Raw genomic sequence first — 15,993 nt, 5'->3', positions numbered from 1 at the left:
AAACCGGGATTGCTTGACCGGAGCAGCGCGTTTTGTGCCGTCTCAGGATGGTGAGAAAACCCTGGTCAACACCCATGCCAGCACGCCAGCGACAACGAGAGGCGATAGGGCGCAGAAGCAGTGCGAGATGCGTGGGCCGGCCGGTTTGCGTTGGTTTTGAAAGCATCGCGCGCGCGGGTAAACCCGGGCGCGCATTTGTTGAAATTTGCGAGACAAGCCGCTGCCTACCGGACTAACCGCAGGAATGTGGACCTTTTGCCGAAGATCGCATCGGAGGCGATGGAACCGGACAAGAAGCAGACCGTGTCTGATGCGGCGCGGCAAGCTCTCTTCGCAAAACGAAGTGCAGTGTCGCGGTCGGCAAACAATCCGCCGGTCAGGCCTAGCTGGTCACACACGACCCATTGGCCTCGCTGGTCCTGGCTGACAGTAAATCTGGCCCGTTGTGCAGGGAATACAGTTTTCCGGATGTGGCTCATGATGGCTATACCTTAAGTATCGTTTCAAGGAACGTGTCAGCGCGGAACGACCGCCAGTTGCGTGCGGTTGTTGCCATCGATGTCGCGCAGAGCCGCAATTGGATGCGCATCGGGATCGAGCGCCGCAAGCGCGCGGCGGATAGCGGCCATGGTCTCTTCATTTGCCCTGACAAGCGGCAACCGCACATCCGGCGAAAGGCCGCGCGTGTGATGCAGCGCATATTTGATGGGAACCGGGTTGGTGTCCTGTTCCAGCGCCATCAAAAGCGGCTTGAGTGCAAAGGCGAGTGAGCGCGCACTGCAGCCATCATTACGCTGGCAGGCATTGTGGATTGCGACCATCGCGGCTGGAACCACGTTCGAGATCACCGATATCGTGCCGTCACCGCCCTCCAGATTGAAAGCTGTGGAGGTGGTGTCATGGCCTGATAGCTGGATGAGCCGACTTCCCAGACGACGAATGAGACGCTTGGGACGATCCAGATCGCCGGTGGCGTCCTTGATACCGATAATCGCCGGATGTTTGCAAAGCCGTTCGATTGTGTCCAGCGACAGGTCCACACCGGTTCGCGTGGGCACATTATAGAGAATGATTGGAATCTGGGTGTTGTTGGCGACGGCTTCGAAGTGACGATAGAGCCCTTCCTGCGAGGGACGATTATAATAGGGCGTCACGATAAGCGCGGCATCGGCTCCGCATGCAGCGGCGGCACTGGTCAGGGCGATGGTCGAGAGCGTGTCATTCGTTCCGGTCCCGGCGATGACCGGCACACGCCGGGCCGAAACCTCGACGCAACTTTTGATGAGGCGGATTTTTTCAGCTGTGTTCAATGTCGGCGCTTCGCCAGTCGTTCCGCAGGGGGAAAGCGCCTGGATGCCTTCTTCGATCTGCCAGTTTATGAGATCGGCAAAGGCCCGATAATCGACTTCGCCATTGCGAAACGGTGTGACAAGCGCGGTCGTTACACCGCAAAGTCTCGTTTTGAGTGCATCATAAGCCATAATCATTGGTCTCCGCGTTTCGGGTGGTTTCCCACCCTCGCTCCGGCTCAACGGAACCGGTGGCGATGCACAAAATCTATGACCGGGCGCATATAAATTCGAGACGAGCGCCCCCTTCAAAACATTAAAAACGCATCAATGTCTTGGCGTGCTTTCATAATTTTTCCAGTTGCAAATGCTTACCATAATCATTCAACTTATTGATATTGCTTGACAATTTTTCCAGTTGCAAATAGAGAAGCCGCATCGGGGAGTAGCCACCACCCAAGCGGAGCCCAATTCGGGCAGCGCTGAGATCAAGTGGGATCACGTCAACACAATCGCTGAAAAGCGTGGCGTGATCAGCCGTTTAACGGCCCGGCAAGACCGTGGTATCAGCCATCCGCCGACGGACGGATGGCCCTTGTTGCCCGGCCAATCCTCCGTCTGAGCAGACATGATGTCCCCCATCACTGTATTTTTTCTGTCCGTCAGCATGTCGGTCGATGCATTCGCGGTTTCTGTCGGACGTGGCACGGCTTTGAACCGGCCAAGGCTTTCCGAGGCATTGCGCACCGGCATAGTTTTTGGTGTTGTTGAAGCCATCACCCCGTTTCTCGGCTGGGTAGCCGGTGTTCTTGCGAGCGACTGGGTTTCTCATGTCGATCACTGGCTGGCATTCGGTCTATTGTCGGCGGTCGGGCTGCATATGCTTTATGCGGTCTTCTGGTCCAAGGGTGGCGACGCAGATGAGGCGCCGCAGGGGGGGGCGTTCCTCGTCCTGCTTGCGACGGCGCTTGGCACCAGCATTGATGCCATGGCTGTAGGCCTGTCGCTCGCCTTTCTCGGTATTGGCTTGCAGGGTATCATCGCGATTTCGCTCGCCATCGGCTTTGCGACATTCATCATGTCCACAATGGGCCTGATGATCGGCAAGGCAATCGGCGACAAATTCGGCAAGTTTGCCGAAGTGGCGGCCGCTGTTGTGCTTTGTGCGCTTGGCACGTCCATTCTCGTTGAACATCTGTCAGCATAGGTTTGCAAAACATGACCTTGAGCAAGTTTCAGTATTTCCGGCGCCTTTGGGTTGGTGCAGCCGTGCTTCTCGCATTTCTTGCTCTGACGCAGGTGAGGTCGGCCTGGGCCGGTGAAACTCATGAGACGATTGAGGTGGTGGGGCTCTTCCTCATCGTCGCGGGCATTGTCGGGAGACTGTGGTGCACGCTTTATATCGGCGGCAAGAAATCGTCGGAACTGGTCCGTCAGGGCCCCTATTCCATCAGTCGCAATCCGCTTTATGTCTTCTCGGCCATTGCCGCCGGTGGGGTAGGGCTGCAATCCGGTAGTGTTGCCATCGGATTAATCTTCGCTCTCGGATGTGTCGTGCTGTTTCAGTTCGTCATCCGGAGGGAAGAAAAGCATCTGGCGGGCATGTTCGGTGAGCCCTATGCAGCCTATCTTCGGGAAGTGCCGCGTTTCTGGCCAAATTTCTCCATCTATCGTGACTTGACGACCCTGGATGTCGTACCGCGCAGGGTCTATGTCACACTGATGGACGGACTGGTGTTCTTCGCCGCCAAACCGGCTTTTGAAGCTGTTGAATATCTTCAATCATCGGGCGTGATCGACGCTTCGACAGCGGTTTTCTAATCCCGGCTTACCGCCAGAATTTCTTGGCATCGAGAACGTCATCAAGCGCTGCTTGGGCTTTATCAATCAGCTGGCTCTTATCGGCATAAAAAATCAGCTTCTGAGTCTCGGGCGTTTCTTCGATGCCATATTTTTTCAGCACGTCGTGGCCTATGGCCAGATCGTTCAGGGCGCCCAACCGGTCTTGCAAGGCCTCCATGGCCTTGTTGAAATTCCTGTAGCGGCGCAGTCCGCGCTTGTCAGCGAAGAGCGGTGCGAAGAATTCCGCAGCATAGCGCAGTTTCTTGGCGTCTTTGCGCGCCTCATGTCTGTGCTCGTCATCAATCCCGGAAAGATCGCGACCGTGTTGCTTGAGCTTCTTGCGCATCCGGTCGAGCGCTTTCGCGGCGAAGTCTTCGATGGGCTTATCGCAGTCCGGATGTTTGGCATAGTCACCGCAGAGCACCCATTCGTTGAAGTCGAGCATCAGTGTGCGGCTGCGCGCCGACCCCAGCACGTCGACAATCTCATCGTAAGTGCTTTTGCGTGCGGCTTCGAGTTTTTCCCGCAGTTCGCCATCGGTGGCCTTCAACAAGAGCACATCCAGATTGCGGGCTTCGCCAAGTGCATTGGCAAGCCAACCAAACTCGTCCGAAAATCGCTTGGCGTTCTCATCGAGCAGAGGCTTGAATAGCGATAGTGCGGAACGCAAGCGTCTCATGGCAACGCGGGCCTGATGCAGGCTGCCTGCATTGCCCCTTTGCAGCAGCAGGGTCTCGTTCAGGCGGAACTGGCGGAAGCAGGACAGCGCGATCATCCGGAAGCTCTCGCCAGCATTCAGCCGTTGCTCCAGATCGATGGCTTCCGCCTTCGCTGCGCTGCGCATCGCCGATAACAGGCGGTAGCCGCGCTCCGATTTGGATTGAACGCCGATCTTGACGGGAACAACGGCATTGACCTTGCGGGCTAGCGCGAACAGTTGTCTTGGCTCTCCGCCTTTCAGTTCAAGCTCGATTTCATGAAATGGCGCCTGTCTGTCGCCTGCGATAACAGTGCCGGAATCGGCTGCCACTTCGATGCTCGTCGTGCTCTCGGTCAGGTTCCAGATGCGGCGATTGGTGACAACTTCAAACTGTACGACGAGGTCACGCTCGATCGGGCCAAAGCGGTTGAGAAGCGGGCTGTTATAGTCAAAGACGGGTATGTTCGTCTTGGCCGGGGTTTCCCACTCGGATCTGGCGAAAAGCGATGCGTTGGAGCCGGTCGCCTTCACGGTCTGAATGTTTTTGTCGCCAGAGCGGCGGATGCGCAACGTGAAGCCACTATCGAAAAGCCGGCAATCGCCAGTGTCGAAATAAACTGAATGCAATTCCAGTGTCGCAGCCGGTTCTCCCAAAAGACTGGACAGAGCGATCTTTTCAAGATCGACAGGGGAAATTTCGAGCTTCAGTTCGATTTCAGCCAATGGCGTACTCCTTATTGCGGCCCCGACAACGCCTTCCCGACTAAGTAATCGAATCTTCTGTCAGTCTCATGACGGAGAATACAGCAAATCTACTCAAGTCTCGCGTATTTTACCGTATGGGGATAGCACAACAAAGGCCTCGTTGCGCAATGCGTAGTCCTTACAGGCCGTTTTTATATTGTCGTTTTCAACATCTTCCGCTTGGCCAGCCACTATGTTTGTTCGCGCATCCTCTGGCAGGATTGTCATTTCAAAGATGGTTCGTACTTTGGAATAGTCGTGTTTGATACTTCACTAAAACCATAGACAATATGTTCTGCAAGACGTGATTTTGCGCATTTTGCCCGTGGGGGCACCACCAATTGATGATGACCTAAGGAGTTGAGCCATGACAGAACGCAGCAAAAATCCCGTGAAATTTGCCTATTGGGTGCCAAATGTCTCTGGCGGCCTCGTCATCTCGAATATTGAACAGCGCACCAGCTGGACGATCGATTATAACCGCAAGCTCGCGCAGATCGCCGAGGCGAGCGGTTTTGAATATGCGCTGAGCCAGATTCGTTTCACTGCGGGTTACGGTGCGGAGTTCCAGCATGAATCGGTTTCCTTCAGCCACGCACTTCTTGAATCCACCAAGACGCTGAAGGTGATTGCCGCCCTTCTGCCCGGACCGTGGAACCCGGCGCTTGCCGCCAAACAGATTGCCACGATCAATCATCTGACCAATGGCCGTGTTGCGGTCAATATCGTCAGCGGCTGGTTCCGTGGCGAGTTCCATGCCATCGGCGAGCCGTGGTATGACCACGACGAGCGTTACCGCCGTTCGGAGGAATTCATTCGCGCGCTGCGTGGCATCTGGACCGAGGACAGCTATTCGTTCCACGGAGATTTCTATCGTTTCAACAATTATTCCCTGAAGCCCAAGCCCATCGATCCGCAGCCGGAGATTTTCCAGGGCGGTTCGTCGCGTGCAGCCCGCGACATGGCATCGCGCGTATCTGACTGGTATTTCACCAATGGCAATACGCCAGAGGAAATCGCCAAACAGGTTGACGATATCCAGACCAAGGCAAAGGAAAACAACCATTCAGTTCGTGTGGGCGTCAATGCCTTCGCCATCGTGCGCGACACGGAAGAAGAGGCCAAGGCCGTCTTGGCCGAGATTGTCGAAAAGGCCAATCCCGAAGCGGTCAAGGCCTTCGGTCACGAAGTGAAGAACGCGGGCAAATCTTCACCGGAAGGCGAAGGCAACTGGGCGAAGTCCAGTTTTGATGACCTTGTGCAATATAATGATGGCTTCCGCTCCAATCTCATCGGCACGCCGCAGCAGGTGGCGGAACGCGTCGTCAAGCTGAAGCGCGCGGGTGCTGACCTTATTCTGCTTGGCTTCCTGCATTTCCAGGAAGAGGTCGAATATTTCGGCAAGCACGTCATTCCGCTGGTGCGTGAACTGGAAGAGGCGGAAGACAACGCGGCGCTGGCTGCCGAGTAATCGCTATCTGATGCCGGGTGATTGGTGGAAAGTCTTTGGGGCTTTCCCCACATCCGTCATTCAGCTGTTTTCAGGTGCGCGTGTGGCAGAATCTCGGAGGATTAGTTCCACCGGCCAGAGCTCGTGAATATCGCTTGCCGCATGTCCGTCGAGCATGTCCATCAGAAGGTCGGCGCAGCGCTTGCCTGCCGCTCGCATGGAAGAGCGTGTGGCCGTCAGCGACGGCACCATGTTCTCGGCGCTCAGGAAAGAGATCACGTCGTCATGGGCAATGACCGAAATGTCTTTGCCGATGGTCAGCCCGAAGGAGCGCGCTGCCCGATAGATGCCAAGCGCCGTCATCATCGATCCTGCGACAAAAGCTGTCGGGCGCGGAGTGCGTTCCAGAAGCTTGACTGCAAGGCGGTAGCCGATTTCGTCAGTGAAATCGCCATGTTCCACCAGTTCCGAATCGAAGGGGATGCTCCTGCTTTCCAGCGCCTTGCGATAACCTTCGTCGCGATGGAGCGAAAATGTGAAGCCGTAGCGTCCATTGATCATCGCGATGCGACGGTGGCCGAGATCCAGCAGATGCGTCGTCGAGCGGTAAACCGCGCCTTCATTGTCGATGTCGAGCCATGCGTGCGGGATGTCGGTATCCGAACGCCCATGCACCAGAAACGGCATGCCCAGTTCATTCAGCAGGCGGATGCGCTCGTCATTCGGCTTTGGCGAGGTCACGATGATTGCATCAACCCGGCGGCTTGTTGCCAGGCGACGGCAGATCTGAACCTCGTCCTCCGTGCCATTGTGGGAAATGGGGCTGACGAGAATGTCGACTTCGTCCTGGCTGAGCCTTTCGGCCATACCGCGCATGAATTCGGCGAAATGAAATTCGCTATTACGGCCCATGACAACACCGATGGCGCCGGCGCGCCCTGTAGCGAGCCGCACCGCATTTTCATTGGGGCGGTAACCAAGGCGCACGGCTTCGTCCATCACCCGCTTGCGCGTGCTCTCGGCGACTTCAGGATAGCCGCTCAGGGCACGACTGACGGTCGTGGCTGAAAGCCCCAGTTGTTTGGCAAATTCGCGAAGTTTCATTTGGTATGTCGAATTCAAATGCAGGCAAGGTGGCGGATTATAGCCGCTTCCTTGCGTTTAACAATCAGCTCGCAGCCCGAAGACGGCGTGACTAATTATCATTGTGCAACAAATCCAAACCGCTTTCAAGTTTGTTTCAAAATGAAGCATGGAATCAAGTTTCAGATGGTGGATGCTCGACTTGTCGAAAATGCACTTATCCATATATACCATTGAAATATCTATATATTTTAAAGAAACTTATCGAAGCGCTCGATCTGTAAGAATCTGTCGCTTGACAGAAATGCGGTCCTCTGCAACTTTTTGTCATCCAAACCGTTTTCGATTTTAATAATCCGCTTACAGAATGGATGGGAGGAGGGAACAATGAAACCATTAAAGGGTGTGCTCGCTGCCTGTTTGGCATTGGGCTTTGCAACGGTCAGCGCGCAGGCTGTCGAGATTTCGATTGCCGCCAATTCGACCGGTAACAATATCAAGTTCTTGCAGGATCAGATCGTCAAGTTCGAGAAAGACACCGGCAATAAGGTCAATATCGTGTCCATGCCGTCGTCCTCGAGCGAGCAGTTCAGCCAGTATCGTCTGTGGCTGGCAGCGGGCAATGCGGATATCGATGTCTATCAGACCGACGTGGTCTGGGCCCCGCAATTGTCGGACCAGTTTGTCGACCTGACCGAGGCCACCAAGGATGTGACGGGCACGCATTTTGCGTCGATCATCGCATCGCAGACCGTCAACGGGAAACTCGTCGCCCTGCCGTTCTACACGGATGCGCCGGCATTGTTCTACCGCAAGGATCTTCTCGAAAAATATAGCAAGCCGGTCCCCAAGACCTGGGATGAAATGACGGCGACCGCCAAGGAAATTATGGACAAGGAGCGGGCTGACGGTAGGTCCGATCTTTGGGGTTTTGTCTTTCAGGGTAACGCCTATGAAGGGCTGACCTGCAACGCGCTTGAATGGATCAAGTCCTCAGGCGGTGGCCAGATTGTGGAGGCAGACGGCACGATTTCGATCAATAATGAAAAGGCGGCGGCAGCCATTGATCGCGCAAAGGGCTGGATCGGCTCGATTTCGCCGCAGGGCGCGCTTGCCTATCAGGAAGAGGAATCGCGCGGCGTGTGGCAGACCGGCAATGCCGTCTTCATGCGCAACTGGCCCTATGCCTATGCGCTGGGCAACAGCGCAGATAGCGGCGTGAAGGGCAAGTTCGACGTAGCACCATTGCCTGCTGGCGCTGATGGAGATGCGCCATCCTCAACACTGGGCGGCTGGAACCTTGCCGTGTCCAAATATTCGACCAAGCAGGATGCAGCCATCGCATTGGTCAAATATCTGGCGTCGCCGGAAGTGCAGAAGGTGCAGGCCGTCGAGATTTCGCGCCTGCCGACCATTGAGGCGCTTTACGATGACAAGGATGTCATCGCTGCGCAGCCTTTCATGGCCAACTGGAAACCGATCTTCCAGAACGCCGTGCCACGGCCGTCGGCTGCGACGAAGGTGAAATATAATGAAGTGTCGTCAAAATTCTGGACGGCGGTTCACAAGACACTCTCTGGCAACGGAACTGCTGCGGAGAATCTCGAAATGCTTGAGGTCGAACTGACTGAGCTGGAAGGTTCTGGCTGGTAAGGACCGATCAAGCCGCGTTCGGGTTGTCCTCCCAAGCCCCGCCCATCCCCCAAAGTGGGCAACCCGAACGCTTATATTCCTCTGAGCAGGACCAGAGCTGGATCATGACAGAGACTTCTCTCGATAGTGCGGAGGCCGTGCCTCCAAGGGTGCGTGTTCATTCCGATTTGCGCAGTCAGCGCATCCGGTCTGCATGGATTTTTCTCGCCCCGACGCTGTTTGTGCTGGCGCTGGTGGCCGGATGGCCATTGCTCAGAACCATCTATTTCAGTTTCACCAATGCTTCGCTGACCAGTCTCGGCACGGCAGAGTTCGTCGGCTTCAGTAATTATTTCAACTGGATCACACTGAAGAGCGGACGCACGATCTATCGTGGCCTTCTCGCAGACCCCGCATGGTGGGGCGCTGTCTGGAACACGATAAAATTCACGCTGCTTTCGGTCAGTCTGGAAACGGTGTTCGGCTTGATCGTGGCGCTGGTGCTCAACGCCAACTTCCCCGGGCGCGGGCTGGTGCGTGCCGCAATCCTCATCCCATGGGCGATCCCCACCATCGTTTCGGCCAAGATCTGGCACTGGATGCTCAACGACCAGTTCGGTATTCTCAATCACATCCTGCTTAATCTCGGACTTATCAGTCAGAAGATCGCCTGGACCGCCAATCCGGACACGGCGATGATTGCGGTGCTGATTGTCGATGTCTGGAAAACGACGCCCTTCATGGCGCTGCTTATTCTAGCCGGTCTGCAAATGGTGCCGACGGATATTTACGAGGCGGCGAAGATCGATGGCGTGCATCCGCTGAAAGTGTTCTGGCGGGTAACGCTGCCGCTGATACGCCCGGCGCTGATGGTGGCGATCATCTTCCGCATGCTGGATGCGCTGCGCATTTTCGATCTGATATATGTGCTGACGCCCAACAATGCGCAAACCAAAACCATGTCGGTCTTTGCGCGTGAAAATCTGTTCGATTTCGACAAGTTTGCCTATGGTGCGGCGGCGTCGACAATGCTGTTCCTCATCATCGCAGGCATCACCTTGCTCTACATGTTCTTCGGACGTGTGAACATCACCAGCAGGGGAGAGTAGCCATGCAGTATATAAAGTTAGCTGGCTTCTATCTGCTCGTGGCGATCATCATTCTGGTGGCAGTATTCCCGTTCTATTATGCGATTATCACCAGTGTGAAATCGGGAACGGCGCTGTTTCAGGTCGATTATTGGCCGACCAATTTCTCGATTGAAAACTATACCAGCGTGCTGACACAGGGCAGTTTCCTGCGCAGTCTTGGCAATTCGCTACTGGTGGCCACAGTCGTGGTGGCGATCTCGCTTCTGCTTGCAATAACCGCAGCCTATGCGCTTGCACGGGTACGTTTCCGGGGCAGGGGGCTGTTGCTGCTCACCATTCTTTCGGTGTCGATGTTTCCGCAGATTGCGGTGCTGGCCGGTCTGTTCGAGCTGATCCGCTTCCTCGGCATTTTCAATACGCCGCTGGCGCTTATCTTCTCCTACATGATCTTCACACTGCCTTTCACCGTGTGGGTGCTTACCACCTTTATGCGCGATCTGCCGATGGAGATCGAAGAAGCCGCCATTGTGGACGGTGCATCGCCTTGGGTCATCATAACGCGGGTGTTCATGCCGCTCATGTGGCCAGCGCTGGTGACGACAGGTCTGCTCGCCTTCATCTCTGCATGGAACGAGTTTCTGTTCGCGCTCACCTTCACCTCGTCTGGCGGACAGCGCACCGTGCCGGTGGCTATCGCGCTTCTGTCCGGCAGCAGTCAGTTCGAAATCCCCTGGGGTAACATCATGGCGGCTTCGGTCATCGTCACGGTTCCCCTCGTCATCCTCGTGCTCATCTTCCAGCGGCGGATCGTCTCCGGTCTGACGGCGGGTGGCGTAAAGGGCTAGGAGTAAGGTCATGGCAGAACTTCAATTGCGCGATGTGCGCAAGTCTTTCGGCAACTTCGATGTCATCAAGGGCGTCGATATGGACATCCGCCCCGGCGAGTTCATGGTCTTTGTCGGCCCGTCCGGTTGCGGCAAATCCACCTTGTTGCGCCTGATCGCGGGACTGGAGGAGATTTCATCGGGAAGCCTCGCCATCGATGGAACGGTGGTCAACAGCTTCACCCCGTCGAAGCGCGGCATCGCCATGGTATTCCAGTCCTATGCGCTTTATCCGCATATGACGGTCTATGAGAATATGGCCTTTGGCATGCAGCTTGCGGGCAAGACCAAGGACGAATGCAAAAGCCGCATCCATAAAGCTGCGGAGATGCTGCAGCTTTCGCCCTATCTGGAGCGCCTGCCGCGCCAGCTTTCCGGTGGGCAGCGCCAGCGCGTGGCCATCGGTCGGGCTATTGTGCGCGACCCGAAGGTTTTCCTGTTCGACGAACCCTTGTCCAACCTCGATGCGGCGCTACGTGTGGCTACAAGGCTTGAGATCGCCAAGCTCCACCAGAGCATGGAAGACACCACCATGATCTATGTGACACATGATCAGGTGGAGGCGATGACGCTGGCGGATCGTATCTGCGTGTTGCGCGACGGACGCGTGGAGCAGGTCGGTACGCCGCTTGAGCTTTACGAAAAGCCCAACTCGCTTTTCGTCGCCGGGTTCATCGGATCACCGAAGATGAATTTCCTGACCGGCAAACATGCCGAGCCTTTCGGCGCTCACACGGTGGGCCTGCGTTCCGAGCATCTTGCTGTTGTGCCCGAAGGCGGTCACTGGACCGGTCAGGTGATCCACACCGAAATCCTCGGTTCCGATACCTATGTCTATATCGATCTCGGCCTGGAGGAACCGCTGGTGGTCCGCGAAAGCGGCGTCGCGGTGCGCAAATCAGGCGAGACACTCTCGGTTTCCCCGGCAGGGGACAATGTTCATCGTTTCGATGAAAAGGGCCGCGCCGTTTGACGTCGACCTCCCAAGCTCAATGACACACGAGACAACCGGGCCGTGATGCCCGCAGCAAGGAGAATATCCGTGCCTATTCGCACAATCGTCTGGGGTGAGAACATCCACGAGCAGATCAATGAAACGGTGCGTTCGGTCTATCCGAATGGCATGCACAACACGATTGCCGATGCGTTGAACGCAGATAGCGGCATTAGTGCCACGACCGCCACCTTGCAGGAGCCGGACCATGGCTTGCCGGAAGCGCGCCTCGCCGAGACCGACGTTCTGGTCTGGTGGGGGCACAAGGATCATGGCGCCGTCAGCGATGAAGTGGTGGAGCGTGTGGCAAAACGCGTCTTCGAGGGCATGGGGCTGATCGTGCTCCATTCCGGCCATTTCTCCAAAATCTTCAAGCGTGTCATGGGCACGCCCTGCGCACTTAAGTGGCGTGAGGCGGGCGAGCGTGAGCGCGTATGGGTCGTCAATCGCGGCCACCCCATTGCCCAAGGGCTGGACGAGAATTTTGTGCTTGAAAATGAGGAAATGTATGGCGAACAGTTCTCCGTGCCGGAACCACTGGAAACCGTGTTCATTTCGTGGTTCGCGGGCGGTGAAGTGTTCCGCTCCGGCATGACCTGGCGTCGCGGCGCGGGCAATGTGTTCTATTTCCGCCCCGGCCATGAAACCTACCCGACCTATCACGATGCCAATGTGCAGACCGTTCTGCGCAATTCGGTCAAATGGGCTTATAATCCGCAGCCGGCATGGACAGGCATCCACACCGCGCCGAATGTTCCGGTGGAAAAGGCGCTGGAACCAATTGTCGAGCGCGGGCCCAAGCTGCACAAGGCCGGTGAAGCCGGTTATCGCTGAGGTGCATGATGCGTCTTCTTATTCTGGGTACTGGCGGCATGGCGAAAAACCATGCCGAAGCCTTCAAGGCGATTGAAGGCGTCGAGGTTGTCGCGGCCTGCGACGTGTCGGCAGAACGTGTCGATGCGTTTTCGGAAAACCACGACATTCACAACCGCTTCACGCGGCTTGAAGATGCGCTGGAATGGGACCGTTTCGATGCGGTCGCCAATGTCACACCGGACGCCATCCACCACCCGACCACGCTGGCGCTGGTCGGCGCGGGCAAGCATGTCTTTTGCGAAAAGCCGCTGGCTGAAAGCTATGAAAAAGCCGCTGAAATGGCCGATGCTGCCGAGCAGGCCAATGTCGTCAATATGGTCAATCTGACCTATCGCAACGTTGCGCCCTTGCAGAAGGCGCGCGAGATGGTACTCGCCGGAGAAATCGGGCAGGTTCGCCATTTCGAGGCGTCCTATCTGCAAAGCTGGCTGGTGTCGAAGGCGTGGGGTGATTGGAAGACCGAGAGCAAATGGCTCTGGCGTCTTTCAACCCGCCACGGGTCAAATGGCGTTCTTGGCGATGTCGGCATCCATATTCTCGACTTCGCATCCTATGCCATTGGCAGCGATGTGGAGCGGGCGTCTGCGCGGCTGAAAACCTTCGACAAGGCGGATAACGACCATATAGGCGAATATGTGCTCGATGCGAATGACAGCTTCGTCATGATGGCCGAATATGCCAATGGTGCGCTGGGGGTCATTCATGCCAGCCGCTGGGCGACCGGGCATCTGAACGAGTTGCGCCTGCGCATTCATGGCGACAAGGGAGCGCTGGAAGTGCTTCACACGCCGGCCGGATCGAGCCTGCGCGGCTCTATCGGCGAGGATATCGAAACGCCGGTCTGGCGCGACATCGATGCCGATATCGTCGAGACCAACTACCAGCGCTTTGCCCGCGCTGTGGCTGATGGCATTGGGCTCGAACCCAGTTTCCGCCATGCCGCTAACCTGCAACGCGTGCTCGATCATGCCATGGTCGTTGACAAGCCCCTGCCGGAAGTGGTCGCAAGCTGACCAAACGAGCGCCGGTCTGCAGCAACAGATCGGCGTTCGTCTTTGCTGGAATATTCTACCGCAAAGTGCGGGATATTTCCCCCTGCGTTTCATTCAGCGCTGGCAGATAGCGCGCGATGACGTCGGCCATCGGTTCATCGGTCAAAGCCAGACCGACATTAAGCGCGGCAACCACTTTTCCATGAAAATTGGTGAGCGGGACGGCCATGGAACGCAGGCCGATTTCCACTTCCTGATCGATGCCTGCATAGCCTTGCTCGCGGATGCGGGCCAGCTCTTCCATGATGCGCGTCAGATCGGTTTCCGTTCGCGGAGTGCGGGCGATGCGCTGGCTTGCATTCAGCGTTGCAATCGCAGCTTCGTCCGGCAGGGCTGCCAGCAGCACTCGCCCCATCGAGGTGCAATAGGCGGGCAGTCGCGATCCTGGCATTAGCATGACAGACATGACGCGCTGTTGCGCCGCGCGGGCGACATAGACGATTTCGGTCTCATCAAGAATGGAGACGGAAGTGCTCTGGCGGATTTCATCCGACAGACGGTCGAGAAAAGGCTGCACAATACGCGGAAGCGGCATGGAGGCGAGGCATCCGGTGCCAAGCCGCAGAATGCGCGGCGTCACCGTGAAATATTTGCCGTCATAAGCACAATAACCAAGCTCGGCTAATGTCAACAGGCAGCGGCGCGTCGTGGCGCGGTCATAGCCGGAAAGTTCCGCTGCATCGGAAATGCTGAGGCGTGGGTGATCGAAGGTGAAAGCCTCGATCACTTTCAGGCCCTTGGCCAGTCCGCCCATCATGTCGCGATCCTTGATCTGCACGCGGGCAACCTCCATTTTGTGCGATTATCGAACAAAGTAAGCATAACGCACAAAATCATTGTGGTCGAGGGGGCGTCGTTTTATTCAATCTGGAGCGCATTTTTGAAAGACGTTCCCAGTTTTCGACATGCGTACTGCCCGGCCCGACTTTGGCGCTGCGGTCGTCTGAGGAGAAGAATATGGACAAGACAATAGGAAGCCTTGCGGAAGCGGTTGCCGGTATCGGCGATGGTGCGACCGTGATGATCGGCGGGTTTGGTGGATCGGGTGCGCCGATTGAACTCATTCACGCGCTCATCGACAAGGGGTCGAAAAATCTGACGGTCATCAACAACAATGCCGGTAACGGTCGCATCGGCATTGCTGCCATGATCGACGCGGGACTGGTCAGGAAGATGATCTGTTCGTTTCCGCGCTCGTCCGATCCGCGCGCCTTCACCGACAAATATCTGGCCGGAGAAATCGAGCTTGAGCTGGTTCCGCAGGGAACGCTCGCCGAACGTATCCGTGCGGGTGGTGCTGGCATCCCGGCTTTCTATACGCCGACCGCTTATGGCACCGAGCTTGCCGATGGTAAGGTGATTGCAGAATTCGACGGCCGCCCTTATGTGCAGGAGCGCTGGCTCAAGGCGGATTTTGCGCTGATCAAGGCGCATGTGGCCGATATTCATGGCAATCTCAACTACCGTATGGCAGCGCGAAACTTTAACCCGCTGATGTGCATGGCGGCCGCCAAGACAATCGTGCAGGCATCCCAGATCGTGCCGCTGGGCGGCATCGAGCCGGAAAATGTCATCACGCCGGGCATCTTCGTCGACAGCATTGTCGAAGTGGCTAACCCGCAGCAGGAAGAAGAACTCATTCGGGCAGGAGTGGCCTACGTATGACCGTCGATACACGTGAGGACATCAAGCTTTCCAACGCCCAGATTGCCTGGCGCGCGGCGCAGGATATTGCCGACGGCGCTTATGTGAACCTTGGTATTGGTTTTCCAGAAATGGTTGCCCGTTATCAGCCGGAAGGCCGCGAAGCGATCTTTCACACCGAGAACGGCATTCTCGATTTCGGCGAAGCACCGCCGGAAGGTGAAGAAGACTGGGATCTCATCAATGCAGGCAAAAAGGCTGTGACGCTCAAGCCGGGTGCGGCTTTCTTCCATCACGCCGACAGCTTTTCCATGGTGCGCGGCGGCCATCTCGATGTGGCAATCCTCGGCGCCTATCAGGTGGCGCAGAATGGCGATCTGGCCAATTGGCGCGTCGGCGCCAAGGGTGTGCCTGCCGTCGGCGGCGCGATGGATCTTGTCCATGGCGCCAAGCAGGTGGTGGTCATCACCGAACATGTCACCAAGAAGGGCGAACCGAAGCTCGTCGAAAAATGCGCTTTTCCACTGACCGGCGTCGGCTGCATCACGCGCATCTATACCAGCCATGCGGTGATTGACATCGACAAGGGCCGCTTTGTACTGCGCGAAAAGCTTGCGGCGATGACGCTGGAAGAGCTACAGGCTATGACCGGCGCTAAGCTGCATATCGATGGCCCTGTCGCCGATCTCGTTGTTCCAGAATTGTGAGGCCT

Annotated in this window: 15 protein-coding genes and 1 riboswitch; of the genes, 11 read left to right on the top strand and 4 right to left on the bottom strand. The window is 56.6% G+C overall.

Annotation, left to right across the window (positions count from 1 at the left end; all coding sequences use genetic code 11):
* Window positions 1–515: 515 nt before the first annotated feature.
* On the bottom strand, window positions 516–1,481 hold the full coding sequence (gene dapA / locus FHW03_RS14320) for a 4-hydroxy-tetrahydrodipicolinate synthase (protein ID WP_182521237.1): 966 nt from the start codon (window positions 1,479–1,481) through the stop codon (window positions 516–518).
* A 236-nt stretch (window positions 1,482–1,717) separates the two neighbouring features.
* A riboswitch (yybP-ykoY riboswitch) is annotated at window positions 1,718–1,839 on the top strand.
* Window positions 1,840–1,920: 81 nt separating this feature from the next.
* Between dapA and FHW03_RS14315 the strand changes: the two genes are divergently transcribed.
* Both FHW03_RS14315 and FHW03_RS14310 read left to right on the top strand, forming a co-directional pair.
* Window positions 1,921–2,496 carry a manganese efflux pump MntP family protein gene (locus FHW03_RS14315; protein ID WP_182521394.1) on the top strand — a complete coding sequence of 192 codons (576 nt, stop codon included), beginning with the start codon at window positions 1,921–1,923 and terminating at the stop codon, window positions 2,494–2,496.
* 11 nt (window positions 2,497–2,507) lie between these two features.
* The gene (locus tag FHW03_RS14310; RefSeq protein ID WP_182521236.1) at window positions 2,508–3,110 is read left to right on the top strand and encodes an isoprenylcysteine carboxylmethyltransferase family protein; all 603 of its coding nucleotides are present in this window, start codon (window positions 2,508–2,510) and stop codon (window positions 3,108–3,110) included.
* A 7-nt stretch (window positions 3,111–3,117) separates the two neighbouring features.
* Here FHW03_RS14310 and FHW03_RS14305 read toward each other — a convergent pair whose 3' ends face one another.
* Window positions 3,118–4,554: a CYTH and CHAD domain-containing protein gene (locus FHW03_RS14305; protein ID WP_210277278.1), complete on the bottom strand. Its 1,437-nt coding sequence runs from the start codon at window positions 4,552–4,554 to the stop codon at window positions 3,118–3,120.
* 388 nt (window positions 4,555–4,942) lie between these two features.
* Between FHW03_RS14305 and sfnG the strand changes: the two genes are divergently transcribed.
* A complete protein-coding gene (sfnG, locus tag FHW03_RS14300) occupies window positions 4,943–6,046 on the top strand; it encodes a dimethylsulfone monooxygenase SfnG (RefSeq protein WP_182521235.1) in 1,104 nt (367 codons plus the stop codon).
* 60 nt (window positions 6,047–6,106) lie between these two features.
* Here sfnG and FHW03_RS14295 read toward each other — a convergent pair whose 3' ends face one another.
* Window positions 6,107–7,129: a substrate-binding domain-containing protein gene (locus FHW03_RS14295; protein WP_182521234.1), complete on the bottom strand. Its 1,023-nt coding sequence runs from the start codon at window positions 7,127–7,129 to the stop codon at window positions 6,107–6,109.
* A 366-nt stretch (window positions 7,130–7,495) separates the two neighbouring features.
* Between FHW03_RS14295 and FHW03_RS14290 the strand changes: the two genes are divergently transcribed.
* From FHW03_RS14290 to FHW03_RS14265, 6 genes are all read left to right on the top strand, one after another.
* On the top strand, window positions 7,496–8,761 hold the full coding sequence (locus tag FHW03_RS14290; protein ID WP_182521233.1) for an ABC transporter substrate-binding protein: 1,266 nt from the start codon (window positions 7,496–7,498) through the stop codon (window positions 8,759–8,761).
* A gap of 104 nt (window positions 8,762–8,865) precedes the next feature.
* The gene (locus FHW03_RS14285) at window positions 8,866–9,849 is read left to right on the top strand and encodes a carbohydrate ABC transporter permease (RefSeq protein WP_182521232.1); all 984 of its coding nucleotides are present in this window, start codon (window positions 8,866–8,868) and stop codon (window positions 9,847–9,849) included.
* Window positions 9,850–9,851: 2 nt separating this feature from the next.
* A complete protein-coding gene (locus tag FHW03_RS14280; RefSeq protein ID WP_182521231.1) occupies window positions 9,852–10,676 on the top strand; it encodes a carbohydrate ABC transporter permease in 825 nt (274 codons plus the stop codon).
* A gap of 10 nt (window positions 10,677–10,686) precedes the next feature.
* Window positions 10,687–11,688, top strand: coding sequence for an ABC transporter ATP-binding protein (locus FHW03_RS14275; RefSeq protein WP_138786099.1), 1,002 nt, complete (start codon window positions 10,687–10,689; stop codon window positions 11,686–11,688).
* A gap of 69 nt (window positions 11,689–11,757) precedes the next feature.
* Window positions 11,758–12,543 carry a ThuA domain-containing protein gene (locus FHW03_RS14270; RefSeq protein ID WP_182521230.1) on the top strand — a complete coding sequence of 262 codons (786 nt, stop codon included), beginning with the start codon at window positions 11,758–11,760 and terminating at the stop codon, window positions 12,541–12,543.
* Between the two features lie 8 nt (window positions 12,544–12,551).
* Window positions 12,552–13,598, top strand: coding sequence for a Gfo/Idh/MocA family protein (locus FHW03_RS14265; protein WP_182521392.1), 1,047 nt, complete (start codon window positions 12,552–12,554; stop codon window positions 13,596–13,598).
* A 55-nt stretch (window positions 13,599–13,653) separates the two neighbouring features.
* On the opposite strand, the gene FHW03_RS14260 is transcribed toward FHW03_RS14265, so the two are convergent.
* The gene (locus FHW03_RS14260) at window positions 13,654–14,415 is read right to left on the bottom strand and encodes an IclR family transcriptional regulator C-terminal domain-containing protein (protein ID WP_182521229.1); all 762 of its coding nucleotides are present in this window, start codon (window positions 14,413–14,415) and stop codon (window positions 13,654–13,656) included.
* Between the two features lie 179 nt (window positions 14,416–14,594).
* Here FHW03_RS14260 and FHW03_RS14255 point away from each other — a divergent pair, with 179 nt between their 5' ends.
* Window positions 14,595–15,302: a 3-oxoacid CoA-transferase subunit A gene (locus tag FHW03_RS14255; protein WP_182521228.1), complete on the top strand. Its 708-nt coding sequence runs from the start codon at window positions 14,595–14,597 to the stop codon at window positions 15,300–15,302.
* Window positions 15,299–15,988 (top strand): CoA transferase subunit B, encoded by a 690-nt coding sequence (locus FHW03_RS14250; RefSeq protein ID WP_182521227.1) that lies wholly within the window; start codon window positions 15,299–15,301, stop codon window positions 15,986–15,988. The genes FHW03_RS14255 and FHW03_RS14250 overlap by 4 nt, the downstream gene beginning before the upstream one ends.
* Window positions 15,989–15,993: the final 5 nt, after the last annotated feature.

It is taken from the genome of Ochrobactrum sp. RH2CCR150 (assembly GCA_014138095.1).
Lineage (GTDB): Bacteria > Pseudomonadota > Alphaproteobacteria > Rhizobiales > Rhizobiaceae > Brucella > Brucella gambitense.
The sequence above is the reverse complement of the archived record's forward strand: the minus strand, read 5'-3'. Positions and strand labels throughout refer to the sequence as shown.